This window comes from Oceanococcus atlanticus (genome assembly GCF_002088235.1).
Taxonomy (GTDB): domain Bacteria; phylum Pseudomonadota; class Gammaproteobacteria; order Nevskiales; family Oceanococcaceae; genus Oceanococcus; species Oceanococcus atlanticus.
The window spans coordinates 1358427-1377600 of the sequence record NZ_AQQV01000001.1 but is presented as its reverse complement, the minus strand read 5'-3'; the positions used below and the strand labels follow the sequence as shown (position 1 = coordinate 1377600).

Annotated in this window: 18 protein-coding genes; 13 read left to right on the top strand and 5 right to left on the bottom strand. The window is 54.3% G+C overall.

Going from position 1 to position 19174, the window contains the following annotated elements:
* The 5 genes from oppB to ATO7_RS06415 are packed head-to-tail and all read left to right on the top strand — an operon-like array spanning position 1 to position 4516.
* Positions 1-924, top strand: coding sequence for an oligopeptide ABC transporter permease OppB (oppB, locus tag ATO7_RS06435; RefSeq protein ID WP_083560626.1), 924 nt, complete (start codon positions 1-3; stop codon positions 922-924).
* Positions 917-1819 (top strand): oligopeptide ABC transporter permease OppC, encoded by a 903-nt coding sequence (gene oppC / locus ATO7_RS06430; protein ID WP_083560624.1) that lies wholly within the window; start codon positions 917-919, stop codon positions 1817-1819. The genes oppB and oppC overlap by 8 nt, the downstream gene beginning before the upstream one ends.
* Positions 1816-2793, top strand: a complete 978-nt coding sequence (locus tag ATO7_RS06425) for an oligopeptide/dipeptide ABC transporter ATP-binding protein (protein ID WP_083560622.1) — start codon at positions 1816-1818, stop codon at positions 2791-2793. Before oppC ends, ATO7_RS06425 begins: the two co-directional genes overlap by 4 nt.
* Positions 2790-3764 (top strand): ABC transporter ATP-binding protein, encoded by a 975-nt coding sequence (locus tag ATO7_RS06420; protein WP_083560620.1) that lies wholly within the window; start codon positions 2790-2792, stop codon positions 3762-3764. Before ATO7_RS06425 ends, ATO7_RS06420 begins: the two co-directional genes overlap by 4 nt.
* Before the next feature lie 38 nt (positions 3765-3802).
* The gene (locus ATO7_RS06415; RefSeq protein ID WP_083560618.1) at positions 3803-4516 is read left to right on the top strand and encodes a TorF family putative porin; all 714 of its coding nucleotides are present in this window, start codon (positions 3803-3805) and stop codon (positions 4514-4516) included.
* Positions 4517-4576: 60 nt separating this feature from the next.
* Here ATO7_RS06415 and ATO7_RS06410 read toward each other — a convergent pair whose 3' ends face one another.
* Positions 4577-5308: an ATP-binding protein gene (locus ATO7_RS06410; RefSeq protein WP_083560616.1), complete on the bottom strand. Its 732-nt coding sequence runs from the start codon at positions 5306-5308 to the stop codon at positions 4577-4579.
* Between the two features lie 135 nt (positions 5309-5443).
* Here ATO7_RS06410 and ATO7_RS06405 point away from each other — a divergent pair, with 135 nt between their 5' ends.
* The 4 genes from ATO7_RS06405 to ATO7_RS17235 are packed head-to-tail and all read left to right on the top strand — an operon-like array spanning position 5444 to position 9871.
* Positions 5444-6022 (top strand): TnsA endonuclease N-terminal domain-containing protein, encoded by a 579-nt coding sequence (locus tag ATO7_RS06405; RefSeq protein ID WP_158523077.1) that lies wholly within the window; start codon positions 5444-5446, stop codon positions 6020-6022.
* Positions 6019-7908: a Mu transposase C-terminal domain-containing protein gene (locus ATO7_RS06400; protein ID WP_083560612.1), complete on the top strand. Its 1890-nt coding sequence runs from the start codon at positions 6019-6021 to the stop codon at positions 7906-7908. Before ATO7_RS06405 ends, ATO7_RS06400 begins: the two co-directional genes overlap by 4 nt.
* Positions 7901-8809, top strand: coding sequence for a TniB family NTP-binding protein (locus ATO7_RS06395; protein WP_083560610.1), 909 nt, complete (start codon positions 7901-7903; stop codon positions 8807-8809). The genes ATO7_RS06400 and ATO7_RS06395 overlap by 8 nt, the downstream gene beginning before the upstream one ends.
* Positions 8810-9871: a TniQ family protein gene (locus tag ATO7_RS17235; protein WP_083560608.1), complete on the top strand. Its 1062-nt coding sequence runs from the start codon at positions 8810-8812 to the stop codon at positions 9869-9871. It begins immediately after the preceding gene.
* Positions 9872-10063: 192 nt separating this feature from the next.
* Here ATO7_RS17235 and ATO7_RS16775 read toward each other — a convergent pair whose 3' ends face one another.
* Complete coding sequence (locus tag ATO7_RS16775; protein ID WP_146680178.1) at positions 10064-10588, bottom strand: hypothetical protein; 525 nt, start codon at positions 10586-10588, stop codon at positions 10064-10066.
* 246 nt (positions 10589-10834) lie between these two features.
* Between ATO7_RS16775 and ATO7_RS06385 the strand changes: the two genes are divergently transcribed.
* The gene (locus tag ATO7_RS06385) at positions 10835-11794 is read left to right on the top strand and encodes a hypothetical protein (RefSeq protein WP_083560606.1); all 960 of its coding nucleotides are present in this window, start codon (positions 10835-10837) and stop codon (positions 11792-11794) included.
* Positions 11795-12035: 241 nt separating this feature from the next.
* Positions 12036-12242 (top strand): hypothetical protein, encoded by a 207-nt coding sequence (locus ATO7_RS06380; protein WP_083560604.1) that lies wholly within the window; start codon positions 12036-12038, stop codon positions 12240-12242.
* 217 nt (positions 12243-12459) lie between these two features.
* On the opposite strand, the gene ATO7_RS06375 is transcribed toward ATO7_RS06380, so the two are convergent.
* From ATO7_RS06375 to ATO7_RS06365, 3 genes are read right to left on the bottom strand one after another with little or no spacing between them, the layout of a single operon-like run.
* Complete coding sequence (locus ATO7_RS06375) at positions 12460-13212, bottom strand: hypothetical protein (protein ID WP_158523076.1); 753 nt, start codon at positions 13210-13212, stop codon at positions 12460-12462.
* A 2-nt stretch (positions 13213-13214) separates the two neighbouring features.
* Positions 13215-16199 (bottom strand): HsdM family class I SAM-dependent methyltransferase, encoded by a 2985-nt coding sequence (locus ATO7_RS06370; protein WP_083560601.1) that lies wholly within the window; start codon positions 16197-16199, stop codon positions 13215-13217.
* Positions 16196-16486 (bottom strand): helix-turn-helix domain-containing protein, encoded by a 291-nt coding sequence (locus ATO7_RS06365; protein ID WP_083560596.1) that lies wholly within the window; start codon positions 16484-16486, stop codon positions 16196-16198. The genes ATO7_RS06370 and ATO7_RS06365 overlap by 4 nt, the downstream gene beginning before the upstream one ends.
* Positions 16487-17044: 558 nt before the next feature.
* Here ATO7_RS06365 and ATO7_RS16770 point away from each other — a divergent pair.
* On the top strand, positions 17045-18085 hold the full coding sequence (locus ATO7_RS16770) for a hypothetical protein (protein WP_146680177.1): 1041 nt from the start codon (positions 17045-17047) through the stop codon (positions 18083-18085).
* 39 nt (positions 18086-18124) lie between these two features.
* Positions 18125-19171, top strand: a complete 1047-nt coding sequence (locus tag ATO7_RS06350; RefSeq protein ID WP_083560590.1) for a hypothetical protein — start codon at positions 18125-18127, stop codon at positions 19169-19171.
* The last annotated feature ends 3 nt before the right edge of the window (positions 19172-19174 follow it).

The window sequence follows — 19174 nt, the reverse complement described above, 5'->3', positions numbered from 1 at the left end:
ATGCTTCAATACGCATTCAAACGTTTGCTTGGCGCGATTCCCACCTTACTGGTGCTGATCACGCTGGCTTTTTTCATGATCCGTATCGCGCCCGGCGGGCCGTTCGACACGGAAAAGTCCCTGCCGCCGGAGATCGAGGCCAACCTCAACGCGGCATACCATCTGGACGAACCGCTGATCCAGCAATATGGGCGCTATCTGCTGCAAATCTTGCAGGGTGATTTCGGGCCGTCCTTTCAGTACAAGGACTTCACCGTCAACGAACTGATCGCCTCGGGTTTTCCGGTCAGCCTGACCATCGGTGGATTGTCCATGCTGCTGGCGGTGCTGTTCGGCAGCGCCTTCGGCATCATCGCCGCGCTGCGTCAGAACCGGCCCACCGACTATGCGGTGATGACGGTGGCGATGACCGGCATCTCGATTCCCAATTTCGTGATTGCACCGCTGCTCATCCTGCTGTTTGCCGTAACCCTGGGCTGGCTGCCCGCTGGCGGCTGGGACGGTGACGGACTGGGCAAGGTGGTGATGCCGGTGATTGCACTGGCGCTGCCGCAGATTGCCTATATCTCGCGTCTCATGCGCGGCAGCATGATTGAGGTCCTGCGCAGCAACTTCATCCGCACCGCGCGGGCCAAGGGCCTGTCGGAAACCCGCATCATCCTGCGCCATGCCTTGCGTCCGGCCTTCCTGCCGGTGCTGTCCTACCTGGGGCCGGCCAGCGCCGCGGTGATCACCGGTTCAGTGGTGATCGAGAAGATTTTCGGCATTCCCGGCCTGGGGCGTTACTTCGTTCAGGGCGCACTGAACCGTGATTACACCCTGGTCATGGGGGTGGTGGTGTTCTACGGCATGCTCATCATCGTGTTCAATTTCATCGTCGACCTGCTCTACGGCGCGCTCGACCCGAAGGTGCGTTATGACTGAAGCAAGCTCAACCCTTATGGCCAGCGCCGAACTGGCCGAGGACGTGCGCGGGCGCAGCCTGTGGTTCGATGCCTGGCGCCGTCTGCGCCGTAACAAGGCCGCCCTGACCGCCGGCGTGCTGCTGCTGGTCATGACCTTGCTGGTGCTTATCGGACCGGCGCTGTCGCCGTACACCTTCGATTTCACCGACTGGGATCATGTGTCGGAGCCGCCCAGCCTGGAAACCCAGCATTATTTCGGCACCGATGCCGTTGGTCGCGATCTGTTCGTGCGCACCCTGCACGGCGGGCGCATCTCGCTGCTGATCGGGGTTGTGGCCACGCTGGTCAGCCTGATCATCGGCATTGCTTACGGGGCCACGGCCGGCTATCTCGGGGGGCGTATCGACAATCTGATGATGCGTATTGTCGACATCCTCTACGCCATGCCGTTCATGTTCTTCGTGATCCTGCTGATGGTCTTTTTCGGGCGCAACATCCTGCTCATATTTGTCGCCATCGGGGCGATCAACTGGCTGGATATGGCACGCATTGTGCGCGGGCAGACGATCTCGCTGAAGCAGCGTGAATTTGTCGAGGCGGCGGTGGCCTGCGGGGTGTCCACGCCGCGCATCATCTTCCGCCACATCGTGCCCAATCTGCTCGGAGTGGTGATCGTCTACGTGACCCTGACCATTCCCCAGGTCATCCTGGTGGAATCGTTCTTGAGCTTCCTCGGGCTCGGGGTGCAGGAGCCGTTCACCAGCTGGGGCGCACTGGTCAATGAAGGCGCTCAGGAAATGGAGTCTGCCCTCTGGATGCTGGTGTTTCCGGCCAGCTTCCTGGCCCTGACGCTGTTCTGTTTCAACTTCATCGGAGATGGTCTGCGCGATGCGCTGGACCCCAAGGATCGATGAGCAACAATATTCTCGAAGTGCATAACCTGTCGGTGCGTTTTCAGACCGACGATGGTGAGGTTGAGGCCGTCAATGGCGTCAATTTCAGTCTCGCCCCGGGCGAAACTCTGGGTATCGTCGGCGAGTCCGGCTCCGGAAAAAGCCAGACCGTGCTGTCGGTGATGGGGCTGCTGGCCGCTAACGGCAAGGCCGGTGGCAAGGTGGTCTTTCAGGGCGCCGATCTGCTGGGTATGCCGGCACGCGAACTCAATCGAGTTCGTGGTTCGTCCATCGGCATGATCTTTCAGGATCCGATGACCTCGCTCAACCCGTACATGCGGATCAGCGAGCAATTGACCGAATCGCTGATTCTGCACCGTGGCATGTCCAAGAAGGATGCCCTGGCACGGGCCATCGAAGTGCTTGATGCGGTGCATATTCCCGATGCCAGGAACCGTGTGCACTATTACCCGCACGAGTTTTCCGGCGGTATGCGTCAGCGCGTGATGATTGCCATGGCCCTGTTGTGCAAGCCCGAGTTGATCATCGCCGACGAGCCGACCACCGCGCTGGATGTCACCGTTCAGGCTCAGATTCTCAATCTGCTGGGCGAGCTGCGTGACGACTTCGGTGTGGCCATCATTTTGATCACCCACGATCTGGGTGTGGTGGCGGGGCTGTGCGACCACGTCATGGTCATGTACGGCGGACAGGTGATGGAATACGGTGCACTGGAACCGATTTTCGCCAATCCCACCCATCCGTATACCCGCGGACTGTTGCGTTCGGTGCCTCGGCTGGATGATGCCGGCGCCTCGGCCTTGCAGACCATTCCGGGCAATCCGCCGGATCTGATGCACCTGCCGCCGGGTTGTCCGTTCGGCCCGCGTTGTGGTGATCAGCGTGAGCTGTGCAGCCACAACCGGCCGGTGCTTGAGTTTGCCCATGACGGCCATGCGCGCGCCTGCCACGTGCCGCTGGAGGAATTGCGATGAGTCAGCCCCTGCTGCGTCTTGAGGACGTACATGTGCATTTTCCGATCGCCCAGGGCTTGCTCAAGCCGCCGCGTCATCTGCGCGCGGTGAACGGGGTCAGCCTGGCGGTCGAGCCGGGGACCACCCTGGGCATCGTGGGTGAATCCGGCTGCGGCAAATCGACTCTGGCGCGTGCCATCCTGGGTATCCATCCGCCAACCCACGGCAAAATCTGGCTGGGCGATCAGGAGCTGACCAGCATGGCGCCCAAGCCATTGCGGGCCATGCGTAAACGCATGCAGATTGTGTTCCAGGACCCGCTGGCATCGTTGAATCCGCGCATGACCATCGGCGAGGCCATCATGGAGCCGCTGCGCGTGTTCTTCCCCGAGATGTCGGCGCTGCAGCGCAAGCGCAAGGCTCAGGCCATGATGGAACGAGTGGGCCTGCTGCCTAACCAGATCAACCGCTACCCGCACGAGTTTTCCGGTGGCCAGTGCCAGCGCGTGGGTATCGCTCGTGCCCTGGTTGTGGAGCCTGAACTGCTGCTGTGTGACGAACCGGTCAGTGCACTGGATGTGTCGATTCAGGCCCAGATCGTCAATCTGCTGATGGAGCTCAAGCAGGACATGGGCCTGACCATGCTGTTCATTGCCCATGATCTGTCGGTGGTGCGCCACATCAGTGACCGGGTCATGGTCATGTACCTGGGCAAGGTCGCTGAACAAGCTGAGCGTGATGCGCTCTATCAGGCGCCTGCCCATCCTTACACCCAGGCCCTGATCGAGTCCGTGCCGGTGCCCGACCCGGTTATCGAGCGTGGCAAGAGTCGAGCGCCGCTCAGTGGCGACCTGCCGTCACCGCTGAATCCGCCATCGGGCTGCACCTTCCGCACCCGTTGTCCCAAGGCCCAGTCGGCTTGCGCCACGGATGTACCGGAACTGCGTGAGCACCATGGCGGACAGGGCGCGGTGGCCTGTCACTTCGCGTAGAATCACGACCTGGAAATCTTGAACAACGGAGTATTGTCATGAACAAGCAGATTGTGGCGTTTGCCCTGCTTGCCGGCGTGTCGGGTGTTAGCGCCGCCGCCAGCGAAGTCAATCTGGGCATGTCCTCGGAATATGTGTTCCGTGGTGTGCCGCAATCCGACGGGGCCCAGGTCTGGGCGTCGTTTGATTATTCCTTCAGCCAGCTGGGCATTTACACCGGCTTGTGGGTATCCAACGCCGGTCTGGCCGGCAATGAGGAAGTCGACGCTTACGTCGGTTATGCCCTGCCGCTGAGCCAGGATCTGTCGCTGGACTTCGGCGCCATTGGCTATTTCGACCCCAGTGCGGCCGAAGGCGACACCGCCAACAACAACAGCGAGCTCTATCTCGGTGTGAACTGGCAGGCGCTCAACGCTTACGCCTACTACAACTTTGGCGGCACCGCGGTGGATGATGACGAGTCGGCCTATGCGGAAGTCAATTTCGCGCTGCCGGTGCTGGCCGATGCATCGCTCAAGCTGCATGTCGGCTATTTCGAGGGGGTGGGTGATTTCTACAATGCCCTGGCCGACGACAACTACGTCGATTACGGTGTGAGCTTCATCAAGGACTACGGTGATGCCGGGCAGATTGCTCTGGCCGTGACTGCGACCACGATTGATGCAGACCATGGCTTGAATGGCGTGTTTGCAGAAAGCGAACGCCCGCAGTTCACGGTTGGCTGGTCGCGCAGTTTCGGAGGTTTCCTGTAAGCCAAGGCTTCGGGACATGCCAGAAACGCCGGCCTCGTGCCGGCGTTTTTGTATCAGCCGTCACGCCGCTGTGATCTGACGATATTGCAGCGCCTCTGCTACATGCGCACTGCTGATGTCATCGTGGCCTCCCAGGTCGGCGATGCTGCGCGCCACCTTGAGCACGCGATGCAGCCCCCGGCCACTCAACTGCAAGCGTTCAGCGGCCTGGCTCAGCAAGGCCTGAGTGGTGCTGTCCAGCCGGCAGTCCTCGGCCAGTTCCGTAGCGCTGAGCTGGCTGTTGCATTTGCCCCGCCGCGCATACTGGCGCTGTCGCGCGGCCTCGACGCGCTGGCGAATCGTGGCGCTGGTTTCGGCGCCCTGGTGGTCGGGTTTGAGCATGTCGGCGCCCGGCAGTCTGGGCACGCTGAGCTGCAGGTCCATGCGATCCAGCAACGGCCCGGAGATACGCTGACGGTAGCGCTGCACCTGCTCCGCGCTGCAATGGCAGCGTGCGTTGCTGTCCCCGAGGTAGCCACACGGGCAAGGGTTCATCGCGGCAATGAGCTGGAATCGTGCCGGGTAGGTCACACGCTGACGTGCCCGCGACAGATGAATCTGCCCGGTTTCCAGCGGTTCACGCAGCACTTCCAGCACGTGCCGGTTGAACTCCGGTAACTCATCCAGGAACAAGGTGCCGTGATGGGCCAGCGAGATCTCGCCGGGTTTGGGGTGGCTGCCGCTCCAAAGATCATTAAATGGTGGTACTAAAGGTTGAGAAATGCGATATATTGTCAACAAATGGCGAGACATGACTCAACAATAGATGATTCTGTTTCATTTTTTTCGCTAAAAAATGAGACTACTTTCTCCAGTTCCCCAGCTCGAGAGATTCGACGCAACTATCTCTTTATAACCGGTGTAATCCGCACGCGGTGCGGCTCAACCGTGCGCTTCGAAGGACCACTAGAGCGCAACTTCTACCAATCTATCGATGCGTTCGATTTCGACGTGATTGAGGTTCGTCATCAGCCGGTCTGCATTCACTTTATCGATACTGCTGGTCGATCTCGGCGTTACTACCCCGATGCTCTTGTGAGCTACTCCGACGAAAGCGGACGCGCACCTACCCTGTACGAGATCAAAGAGACGAATGACTATGAGAGGAACAAGTCCGAATACGAGATGAAGTTCGCGGCTGGACGTGCATACAGTGAGCAGATGGGTTGGGACTTCGAAGTGGCGACCGAGAAGACTATTCGCACTCAGAAGCTTGAGAACGCGCTCTTCCTTCGAAGCTTCCGGACACGCTCGTACGACGAATTGCTAGCGCTACGGCTCAAACGCATGGTGCAAGCTGCACCTGGGATTGAGGCTCGGGCGCTGGCAGCAGCAGAGGGTATCGAGCCACTGAAGATGGCGGAGTGCTGGTCGACTCTCTGGGCACTTGTAGCGCGTGGGCAACTCCGACTGGACCCGTTAAAGCCGATAACGCCCACCACGGCTATACGGGCATCAAAGCGATGAGCGTCCTCTCCATTACCAACGGAAACACCTATGAGGTATCCGGTCGGGAGGTCGTTCTTCAAACGGTAATAAACCTGCAGCGCTGTGTCGTGTTGGACCCGGCTACAGGTGAACTCGAAATCACCAAAACGTCGAAACTGCGCGCCGTTACAAAGCCCAATGAGGGCCTAACCGCTAAGCGGCAAGATGTATCGAAGTACACGGACGAACAATGGTCTGAAGCAAAAGCGCGCCTGGAACTGATCGAACCTCTGCTTAATCAGCGACGCAGGTCGAGAGCCGACGTGGAAGAACGTTCAGAAGAGGTAAACAGTTCGCCAGCCACGTTGTATCGCTACCTGCGTAGATATAGAGAGTTGGGGTTGTTCGGGCTTGTCGACGGCAGAACAGATAGGACTGACGTAACTTTTCGGCTCGATGATCGTGTTGAGCAGGTTATTGCTGACGTCATTGGTGAGAAGTACAAAACTGTTGAGGCGCCACGTCCCGCCGCCGTCATAGAAGAAGTTCACCGGCGCTGCCATGTTCTCGGCCTGCGAAAGCCTGCCGCGAACACTGTAAGGGACCGAATCGACCGCGAGAGAGGCAGGGGAACATCGCGCGTTCGCAGAGAGCGAAGAGACGAAGAGCAGTTCACCGCATCGCCAAGCTCGCTACCGAACAACAAGACCAATTTGGGTATCTATCAGATCGACCATACTCCAATGGACGTTGCGATCGTAGATGACGAAGGCCGCGAGTTTTCAGGGCGCCCTTATCTGACCATGGCGATCGATACATCTGATCGTATGGTGGGTGGTGTTTTCGTTTCGCTTGACCCGCCGAGCGTGCAGTCCGTCGCTCTGTGCGTTCATAACGCCATCTTTCCGAAAGACCAGTACCTGGAAGAACTGGGAGTGGAAGGCGAGTGGCCGGTGTGGGGTATTCCCGACTCAATTCACTGCGACAACGGGCCGGACTTTCGCGCTGAGGCCGTTCAGAAAGGATGTGACTTCAATGGTATTGACTTGACATGGAGGCCTGTCAAGCGTGCGAAATGGGGTGGGCATATTGAGCGTCTACTAGGTACTGCAAACGGGAAACTTGTTCAGTTTCCGGGGAAGATTGAGACACCAGATCGCCGGAAGGTCCGATACAACTCGGAGAAGCGGGCGATCTTTACGATGAGAGAGATCGAAGAACTGCTGGTTCATTGGATCGTGAATATCTACCAGAAGCAGCGTCATAGGGGGCTCGGTGGTCGTGTTCCTTTTGCTGTTCACCAGGAGCTTCTGCTTGGAGCCGAGAACACGGTCGGCCGTGGTATTCCAGACGTCCCGCAGAACGCGCAACGGATGCTGTGCGATTTCTTACCTATTGAATACCGCACAGTGCAGCAGTACGGCGTACAAATCATGAACGTGCGGTTTTACGGTCCAGAAATTGAGAGGTTTGTGGGGCAGCGCAATCCACATACTGACGACGGGCGGTACATCATCCGGCTAGATCGCCGAAAGGCGAGCCCAGTCTATCTCTACGACCACGAGCAACGCGACTACATCGAGTTGCATTTCGCAAATCTAGGTAGGTCCAATTGCTCTTGGTGGGAGATCGAAGAGGCGAACCGCCGTCTCCGGGAGCAGGGCCTTCGTGATTATGATGAGGATGCAGTATTCCGTGCCATGGAGGACATGGAGCGACGTAAGGCTAGATCGCAGAAGAAGACCAAACAGGCTCGCAAAGAGCAGCAGAAAAAGGTCGCGCGTGCACAATCGGTTGATCGCACTGAGGCTTTGAGGACAAACGCTGCGTCCGCGCCTCTACCCGCACCAGGTGATGACGGCTTACTGGATGACCTCAACATAGACGACCTTGATTTAGGTGCAATCGAGACATTGAGTGACTGAACCCAACGCCAACGGCACGCACCCGCAATACCCTCACCTGCACTTCAAAGCGGGCGAGATCGTTTCGGCAGGTGACCAGGAGCGTCTGGCGTTCTTCCGTCAGGAACGATGGATTCCCTACACGCGTGCCAACGAGATTACGCGCGACCTTGAAGACATCATCAAGCGGGATCAGGTGTCGAGAATGCCGTGCAGGATAATCGTGGGGCCATCCAACAACGGGAAAACACAACTCGGCCTGAGTGTTAAGCGACGCAACAAGGCCTACGTGGACCCCGACACTCAATGCCCGATCGTACCTGTGGCATTCATCCCTGCAATGGAAGGTCCGAGCGTTCGCGAGTACTGGAGCGAGCTTTTGACCGCGCTTGGGATCTCGAATGACCCGGAAGCGCCTCTGGTGCGGAACAAGGCTCGTGCCCTAGGCTTTCTGCGCGAGTTCAACACCAAGCTAATCATCATCGATGAATTTAACAACGCAGTTAATGGCCCTCCAAAGAAACAGCGTGAGATTTTGAGCGCTGTTCGCTACACGACAGTTCGTACCAAAGTCCCGGTTGCCTGCTTCGGTACCAAGCAGATTCGCAGTGTGATGCAACTGGATAGCGCTTTCCTCAATCGCTTCAAGACGCTTGCTTTGGACGCATGGCAGTGCGATAGGGAGTGGCAACGACTTCTAATTCAAATGGAGGCGATGATTCCGCTACCAGTGCGCTCTGGACTTGCTAGTGCAGCCTTTGCGAAGGCCCTGCATCGAGCAGCTGATGGCTGTATTGGTGAGTTCGTTGAACTCATTGACGCCATGCTCAGCTACGCTCTCAGAGAAGGCGAGCAGTCGCTGTGCCCAGCGATGATCAGCGAATCCGGTTGGGTGCCGCCGCGCGAGCGCGCCTTGTTGTGAATGGATGAACTTGAAGGCAGCATAGTCTCAAAGCACCTCCGCGCGACTCCGTTCGGTGATGAGCTGATCTCGTCCTGGTTCCTAAGGCTTTGTAAGCGAGCTGGTCTAACACCACACGAGTTTCGTTTGCAATATTTTGGTGCTCGAGAAATATGGAACGTCGATATCGATCGGTGCTTTGGGCCTGAGGAGGTACTTCAGGTCGCACGCAGACTCGACGTTGATGTTGGCGACTACATCCTGCAACTGCTTCGATGCGGGTCGTTGCCTTCGGATGAGATTCAACGAACCAGAGTCATGTTGGTCGTAGGATTGAATCACCGAGACCGCACACGACACGCACTCCAATATTGCCCGGCTTGCCTGAGGGAGGGGCGAGAACCGTACTTTCGGCGAGCATGGCGAAATGCGCTTAACGTCGCATGCCCTGCCCATAGTGTCGCGCTTTTGGACTCGTGTCACGGTTGCGACGCTCCGCTTGCTTCACATCGTGTTGAAGGTTGCCGTATTACACAGTGTTCGAAATGTGAGGCGTGCCTACTCGACGCGCCGAGTTATTCCCTTGATGCGAGGTCCCAGAAGTACCAACGTGCGCAGGCTGAATCGGAGTTCCGCGCCTCATATGATCAAGAATGGGGTGGGTTCGCCCATCTTTTTTGGTGCTTGTCAGCTCGTTCAAGCCACGCAGATCGATTCGCTTCTGCGATTCAGTCGCGAGGGTATTCAGCGTGGGTGCCGCCAGTGCTGAGTGCCCCAATCGTGTTTCAGCCAGTTGTGGAGCGGATTCGACTGTTACCGATAATTTGGCAGATCTATCAGGCTGGAAGTGAATTCATCGCAGACTTACTGCGTGAGGCGATAGGGAACAGTTTGCTCTTAGAGGAATTCCTAGGGCGCCCAGGTTCGGACGATATTGCAAGGAAGTTCATCAATCTGGTGCCTGGTCCAGAAAGGCGAGCCTATCAGAGGCGGAACTCTGCAGAACCAAGAGAACGTTTAGTTCTCCAGCGCGACACGATAGGACATACCGAGATCTACAGAGCGCGAGGTAGATTGTATTAGCCCCCGTGTCTTGGGTTCGGCGACGGTTTGATAAGAGTTGCAAACGTCTGGTCGACCGCACTCACTCCACGCCGCATCCTGGGATTGTGGAAGCGCTCGATGTAGTCGAAACCTACTGCTGAAAAGCTGGGCAACACTGAGCGCGGAGTCTTGCACCTCAAGGTCGAGTTGCGGTGGACGCTCGCCGGCGCCCTATTCTTCCTGGGAATCATCGATCGACTTCATATGGGCTGCGAGCAAATCCATAGGCAAAACGCTAGCGACGACATCATCGTTCGAAAAGCTTGAACCTGCCCCTGATGGCTGTGGACCTTCAATGAGGGGCCAATGTGCTTGGAGGAACTGAACCGGATTTGCGATCACAAAGACCTGCTCAATTGTGGCTTGCTCCTTGGTGATGTAGCCATCGAGATAAAACCTGGCCTCTTCGCTGAGCTCAGTTACAAGTCGAGCCGGTTTGCCTTCAGGCACATACCATCGAGAGCGCGTGCGGGCATGGCCTAAAGCATTTGCTGCAAGCACAGGACTGCTTACAACACCGTAGTATCTTCCGTCCGGCTCATCTCCTGCAATATGGAAGGACCATTCGTTATTCAGTGCTTTCATGGGTATCGCAAACAGTAGCCAATTTCGCACCACTCGATAGAAACAAGGCTTTTCTAACTGAAAATGCTCCACCGCTTGGGCTAACAACTGCTTGTTTGGAACCGGTGTCATCTCAACCTCCTGAATGCTTCCCGTTGACAGTCATAGCGGGCTGCGTGAGATAGGCGGAGTATCAACCTACTCGTAGTTTTCACTTATTGCCAGAGCACAGATACCATTCCAACACTGTTACAAGTTCCACTTGTATCGAGCGACTAGCGTTGCACCTCGTATTTGATGATTTCTGGGGCTTGACGTGCTGGACCTGGCTTTTAGTTTGTAGCTATATTGAACGTGAGCTCATGGGGGAGTGAGTCAATGAGAATCATAGCTATAGCTATCGCGTTGTCATTCGGTTGGTCGTCGGCGTGGGGGGGGAGTGGCTCACCTGTTGAGTTGTCCGGCGGCAAGCTGACCTTATCGCAGATTTCCAATGCCAACGGCACCGAATATGAGATCGACGTCAAGCCAGGCGATGAGATCGAGCTGACAATCATCGATACTTGCAAAAACGACGTCTACATCAAGTACCTGGGATACACACCGCCGCCAGGCGCCGGGCAGCAGAAAGATCAAGGCGCTCTGGCAGCGCCGCCCTGCACCGGCGAACAGATTACGGCGAAATGGATTCACGCCGCTAAAAATGCAGGCTATGTAGTGAATGTCACCCGTAAAGATTCGACCAAAGCGTTGCAGGTCATTCAAGCGGGTGGGAAGGCAACGCCCCTGGAAGATCGGACGTACATCTTACGCGTACCTGCGAATGTTGGTTGGGGGCTGAGCTTTTCTGGCGGCTTCACCATATCTGAGCTCATCAACAGGAAGTATTCGGTCAACACAACGACGATGTCTGTCGAAGGCCAGGAGGACATGCAGGTATTCACGGTACAGCGCAACGGAAACGCAGAAGACGCCATCAGCCCAGGGGCCGGATTTTTCGCCCACGTGAGTCACCCGCAGTTTCGTTTTGATGCCCTGGACATGGATTTTGCTTTGACTTTTGGAATCGGCGTAGGTCAGGGCGAGGAAACAACACGTATGGCCGGCGTGTCTCTCGGCTTTGGGGAATTCAAAATTACGTTGGGTGAAATGTTCGGCAAAGTCACTACTCTGCCTAATGGCTATCAAGTGGGGGATGAGCTGCCGGCCGCTAACGCGATCGACACGCTGGACACGCGAAATGATCACGCATTTTTTATTGCGTTCAGCTACGATTTTCTCGGGTCCAGTGCCCGTCAGGAATTTTCCGGGAAGCTAGCCCCTCCAGAGCAAAAATAAGCCTCGACGTGGAGCGGCGAGCGAGTCACGAGCTAATCTGTAAGTGCAGCAAGCAATTGACCATCACGCGTCACCAATCTGCACTATGGTGTGGTGCCACGCGTGAAGATCCCGCTGTGCGTCCGATTTCGTTGCGGATTTTTTCGTTAACGGTACAAAGGTGGTTGTTCCCGTAGTGAGAGCGCAGGCGGCAAGTGCTGCGTCCGTTTGGTCGAACAGCCGACAGGAATAGAGTCAACGCGTGGACGACAAACCCGACGAAGGTCTCAGCGCAGATGATCAGGCCTGGCGCTGGCGCTATGGCACGCACGAGGGCGCACGCGATTTCATGATTAAGCGAAATCTGAAGTTGAGCGTAAGAGAAAGGCTGGAGGAGATGCAGGCGCTCAATCAATTAAGTGATCGGTTCGCTCAGATGCGGGCTCTGCGCGACGGTGGGAAACGGTGACTTTAGACCGGTCCAAGCATAGGCGGGTTTCAGTGACTGCCTCGTAAGGCATGTTGCCACCGCTCGCCAGCAAAAGGTCCGCATAGAATTTACCAGAATACCTGGGGTTTGCTGCCGATGGCCGAGCGAGAGTTGATCGCATTTACTGCGATTCAAGATTCAGCGGGGGTTGGCCATTTGAGCTATCTGCACGGTCTGCATACCTGCAGCGGTTAGATCATGCGTCATGTGGGTGTGCAGATTCAGGGTATGTCACCAATAGATGCAACATCCAGATTGGTTGAACGCCTGAGGGGCGTGCATGGCGTGTTGATGGTATGTCACTTTTCCAGATGGGAAGGATGACGGTTTCCATCTGCTCACAATGATCCTCAGTGCTTAAGGATTCGTTCAGACTGTTGTTCCAGTAATCCAGCTTCTTGTCCACAACGTACCCCAATAATGCAGCGAGATGGTCATTTGTGTAAGGCTCCTCTGTTCGGGTAAATCGACCGAGGCCTGAAGGTCCTAAAAGTTTGCTATTAATGTCGCGTTTTGAAAACAATGGCTTGGCTTCAATTACAAATTCGGGCCCATTTGGATATCGAGCTTCAAACTTAAGGTCGATTCTTTTTTGATGTGAACCGGCCAGTATTTTTGATTTTTTTGGGCTTTCGTAGCGAAACTCGACCATTCTGAGGGGGTCTTCAATGGGCAACCCTTTTAAGTGCTCATCAATGAACTCGCCTAGAGCGTTTGTTACGGCGTTCTCCTCAGGCTTGGCTATACCCTGAATTGATTTTGAAGCCTTACAAAGGGCGCCTTTTTTCTTGCAAAATGATTCCCAGTTATCAGCTAATTTTGATTCTGCAAAGATCAAGCTTTCTAACGCACATCTGACCACAATATTCATGATCTTGAGTTTCGAATTTTTATAACCAGCAAGCTCGATCATTTCCTCTAAACTCTTTTGTGGTCCTTTCGAAATCAATCTTATTCTTCCAAGAAGGTCTGAATAATCTTCGCGCCATCGGTGTACGCGCTCTCAATGGTCCATCGGAATTTTTCTGCAGGTTTGACTAACTCAACACTTGTTTGCGCATCATTGTGTTCAAGTGCAGAGCATTCAAAAAAATCTGCGGTTCCAGCCTGGCGGCTAACAAAAAAGCGGCTATCGCTTTTCTCATCTAACTGAATGGAAACGCGATATGTATTTGTCTCAGCGTTGATCGGCGAGATATGAATATCAATTGACTCATCACAGAGCGATCTGAGCGCGCGTGAAAGGGCATTTTTGTACGCCGAAAAGTCCTGGTTTGTGGGTGAGGAAGCAAAAAAAACGGGCACTTGGCCATCTTCAAAAGACTTTCTAAACTTGCTGTATTCAAGCACAACTTCAGTCATTGATTGAGAAAATCCAAAACGCTTGAGAAGTGCCATACTCAACCGGTCTTGATCCTCATCATGTAGAAGATTTATTAGCTCATCGTCTATATCTTTAAACGGCAACGGAATATTGAGTAAGTCATTTTTTTCCAGACGGGTTCGATCCAGCATCCATAACCGCCCAGTGATGGCTATAAGATATTGAGCGACATCGGACTCAAGATAGCGTCCGATGGCTGTAAGAACCCTTTCTTGGTACCCTGATTCCTCATGGGTTAGTGGATATTTTTTAAAATAAAGCGCGTTGAGAGAGGAGTTAAATGCAAGCGGAGCTCTGACATACGCGATTCCTTGTAGGCTTCTTGGGATGATAAGTACGTGCCCAGAAAACCGTCTAATAAATGCCTGATTGATCGATTTTTGCCAATCTGATGCCAGTCCAGAATATGGGAGCTCCGGAATAGTTGTCCTTTGCCTTAGTGGGCTGATGAAGTGAATGCCTTCGAATTTTCTGAAGTCATTAGCACTATTCTTGTCGGCTCCGCAAATTGCAGCAGCCGTTAGCCCCGTCTGCGCAGGAGAGCCACCTCGTGCGAGGTTTAACTTGTGCGCTTCAAGAAAACCTTTTAGTGAACAAACTCTATTGAGTTCTACTATATCGGCAACATATCGGCGAATATGACGATCAATTGGTCGTAGCATAATCGACTCAAACCAACTGGAACCGCCTTTGGCAAGGGTTCTTTGGTGGACCTTCTGAATTTGAGAAGGGTCGTACGGAATCATCCAGGGGGCGCCTAAATCCGTGGGTCCTGGTAAGTGGGCTCGTGTGGGTGATAGAACCCAAGCTGTCGATGACTGCGCTGGTTCATTGTTGCGTAGGATGACCACGCTCGCGGCCTGTCGGGCATTTTTAAACAGTTGATATCGCAGATGGGTTAGGTTTACAACGCCTATTACTTCTACTTTTTGGGCAAGTTGTAAAGGGAATCGCTTGGCGCTTGGGCTGACAAGTGATTTTGTTGGGACGACTTGTGCGGCGATTCCGTCTTTGCGTAGGTACTTGTCAAGCAGTAGCCATACAGCGTGTTCTGCTGCTTCATTCGCATCGACCTGTGCCTCAAATCGAGTCGTGTTCTTAATACCTTCTGCAGAGGTTACTTCGGCCAGTTTTTGCCAGGGGGGGTTGCCAATTGCAATATCGAAACGCTGCGATTCATTTTGCGGTGGTGACGTTGTAAAGAAGTCGCTGCAGATGATGTTATGTTTCGCAAGATGAGGAAACAGGGGCTCTTCAGCCTGACCGTGTAGGCAGTCGTTCAGTTCTCTTGGGGCAACGTAATCTAGCATCGTCAAATACAGAGAAAACGATGTTACTGCATGGGCTGAAGGGTTTTTTTCAATAGCGAAGACAGAGCCCGTCAACGTATCTCGCAATTTCGCCGCCGACAAATAGGTTTCCCTTTTCTTCTGAAGCAGGCTTTCAATTATTCGTCGATACGCGCCGACAACAAAAACACCAGATCCAGCTGTGCAATCAATGATGCGCTTGCTATCGTTCAACTCTACAGCGTCTTCAACTCTATCCAGAACAAAGTCCGCGAGGAATGGAGGTGTATAAAAGACACCCTCGGTCCTCTTCTTTTCAGCGTCTTCAGTTTTGAGGAACTGTTCGTAGATGGCTGATAAGGTTTCGGTTTGTAGGCATGACAAGTCAAAGTCAAAGAAATTCAGCTGACGAAGGCTGCCGTAGGGTTCATCGCCTAGCTTTATACAGTCGCGTAACAAACGAACATCGGCGTCCGAAAATTGGCTGCGCTCACCTTTGGTTAATGGAAAAATTGATCCGTTAAGAAGCTTGTCTAGTTCGTCGAATACCTCCCATGCCATCTTGGTGTTGAGATTATCGTTGCGCTGAGTAAATGCGCTCTCTGCCCCAAATTTTGCGAGCCAACCTTCGTCAATGAGCGCGCGGTCATGAAGAATGTAGAAATAAAGAAAGCGCCCAATCAGTGTATTCGCTGAACGCGCACTGACGCCGCTTTGTTGTGTAACGTGACAGCTAAGGGCTTCCAGAGTCGATAGCAAACGGCGGTCTACTCGAGAAGATGGATTGATGGTGAAGTCACGCCATGCAACCGATGAGAGCAATCGATTGGCTGCAAACCTCGTCAGGACTTTACGGTCATTTGAGTCGACACCGCTTTTCAGCTGCTCCCACTGGACTCGCTTAACGGATTGTTCCCAATTGCTATGCGAGAAATGATATCCCTCGCTGATATAGACATACTTTGGGGTGGAAATGATGAGAAATGGAGCTAAGCCTTGGCTCCAAACACGGCGGTGCACAACGGTTTTTGCGGTGTCATCGTCCTTCGCTTCAGCGATAAATAGAAAAGGAGTGAATCGTTGTTGCCCATCGCTGCGACGGAGTGTCTGCCATGTCCCGAAAGCGCCACAAACATTCATGTGATCACGAGCACGACGCAACGCGCTAACGGGCCCAACGATCTGATCAAACTCGTTAGCGGGTAACCAGCCTCGTGATGTGTCGTACCCCAATATTTCCAGAAGCAGCGAAAGGTTATTCACTTTCCTGCCTCCCCTAGTCCTTTGTTTTGCTTTCTGCTTGGAATCGTGCTGACTTTTTGGGACTTGATGTGAGGATAAATTGAGAAGCGGTTGAGAATGGCCTGAAAATCGATGCCCCGATCAGCTGCATCGCCCATCAGTACGGCGAGCATGGCGTAGGTCCGCGGGACATTCCCCCTACGAGCATAGTTCGATACTGAGTTCGGAGAGACGCCCATATAGCCAGCAAAATCGTTGACTGTGAGTCCAGCCTTGCCGATGTGTCGACGAAATTCACCGTAGTCCATTACTCTGATTTGTGACTATTTCTCATAATATTATGAGAAATAGTCAGTTTTAGCAAAGGTGCTTTAACCTAGCACTGAGCCGTCATCGATTCGAGCTTCTCGACAAGTTATCGCGTCTGAATTTTCGTCAGAGAACCCGCGCCTTCTTTGTTGTGTTGAAGCAAGCCCTGCATAAGCTCTCGGTCTTATGGGCTAAACCTGGAGATCGGCATACTGGACCCCTAAAGAGATCCTAGGCGCGCGGGCCGACCACAAATGGCACATCCAGGTTCGCCACTTACACGGGGTCACTGCGGCTTGACATCCGCGCAGCAAGCGAAAATTCGCGATGAGTATTTTCAAGGCGCGGCCCAAATGCGCTTGGATTGTCGGGGCGATTTGGTGGGCCACCTGGTAAACGGGATGCACATTGCAGTGGATGCCTTGGCGCACTTGCCCTCAGTATATTTGCTGGGGTGCGCCAACATGGCCACTGTGGAGCTATGGTTGTTTCAAAAATAAACGCTCACAGCGGCACATTGTTGTCCGATTCTTTGGCCGAAAAACGTATAACAAACCATGAATGAGAAAACGGTATTTGTCGTTGGCGCGGGAGCCAGCGCCGATTTTGGTCTCCCCTTAGGGCGAAAGTTAAAAACGGACATTGCCAACGAGCTCAGGGCTGCACAAAGAGCGCAGCATGATCAGGAACACAACCGATTGCGTGCGGCGCTCAACCAGTTGCCACTGCAACCGCTGGATCTTGCGATCGAGAGGATCATTGCGGCGATGCCATCGGCAGAATCGATCGACAACTTCGTGCATCAGCACCGCAACGACAAAGACATTGAGTGCGTTGCCAAGATGGCAATCGTGCATTGCATTTTGCAAGCAGAACGAGACTCAACACTGTGCGAGCCAGATCCCATTCCAGGCCAACCAACCGCGAGTCCGATAAACCTCTACCGCGAAGGCAACGAAGACAGTTGGTTGAACACGTTGTTTATGGCGGTCACCAAGGGCGCGGCCGTCCACGAACTGGCAGAAGTGCTGATCAATCTCACGCTCATCGTCTTCAACTATGACCGCTGCGTGGAGCATTTCCTGCACACGGTGTTTATGAGCCACTACAACCTCACGCCCGCGGAGGCCGCAGGGCTCGTGGATCTCATCACCATTATCCACCCCTACGGCATGATCGGCCCATTACCGTGGATGGTGGCAGCCGACGAAACCTACCTCGCCTTTGGTGCAAACACCCCCCTGAAAAGCGCCGCAGAACGGGCCCAGGGCATCCGAACCTTCACGGAGAACATCAAAAAAGACACCCGGCAACGCGAGATGATCGCGCAAGCGATGGCTGATGCGCAGCGTATTGCGTTTCTGGGTTTTGCCTACCACCGACTCAATTTGGATGCTCTCAAGCCAGCGAAAAAATCTACAGTCCCGGTTGAGGGGGACAGAATGATTTTTGGTACCGCTTTTGACTTGTCGGCATTTCGTCGTGGTGAAATCCATGACGAGCTTTACGGTCGGTTCTCCGTAGACCGGAGCCATATTCACTTGATGAGTGAGAAGGACACAAGCAGCGCGCTCATTAAGGACTATTTTTTACGGTGAGCAAAAGGTTCACGTCATGCTGAGGGAAAGCACCGCAAGATGAGACAAAACACTGCATTTGTGATTGGTGCCGGCGCCAGCAATGACTTCGGTTTGCCCGTGGGCGATACGTTGAAGACAAACATTGCACAAGCCCTCAAGCAAACTGAGCGCCAGGATGACGCCGTACAAAAAGATCGTTTAACAGTGGCGTTGCGCCTGGTTGAGCAGGCGAACATGCTGCTCGGGCAACCCGTCTTTAAGGGCACGCAGCGCATCATTGTAGGCATGCCGACGGCCGAGTCCATCGACAACTTCGTCCACCAGCACCGCGGCGACCCGTGCATCGAGCTGGTTGCGAAAATGGCGATCGTCCATTGCATACTCAAGGCCGAACACGAATCCAGTTTGGGTCCAAGCCCAAACGCACCGGCCGATCCCGAGTATGTGGATTTCACGAAAGATCAGAATCAATCCGCATGGATCGTTGGATTGTTCAAAGCCGTAACGCAAGGTGCGACACCACATGAACTTGAAGAACGCCTGCGCAATCTCTCACTGATCATTTTCAACTACGACCGTTGCGTGGAGCATTTTCTATTCAGCGTGTTCAAGACCCATTACGGTTTCACGAGCGCAAAAGCCAAGCACTTCATGGACCTCATCACCATCATCCATCCCTATGGCACCGTCGGCGCCTTGCCTTGGATGGAGCACGAAAGCGCTGCAACGGTAGCTTTTGGTGGGAGGCAGCTGCGCGGCCCGGATCTGTTACACCTAGCGAGCAACATTCGCACGTTCACTGAAAGCAGCGAAAACAATGACAACTTTGTGAAGGCGCAGCTCGCGATCACCAATGCCGACGCGATCGCCTTCCTGGGGTTTGCCTTTCACCCTTTGAACATGCGCGGAATTATGCCCACCAGTGAGATGACACAAAACGAAGGACGCGACGTGTTCGGCACTGCCTACGGGGTATCCGATTTCCAACGCCAACGGATCATGCACGAAATTTCGCAATCCTTTAAGACCACGAAAGACAAGGTGCATTTGCTGCGCGGAAGCGAAAAATGCCCAAGCGTGTTCACCGAATTCTTTTTAAGGTAGGAG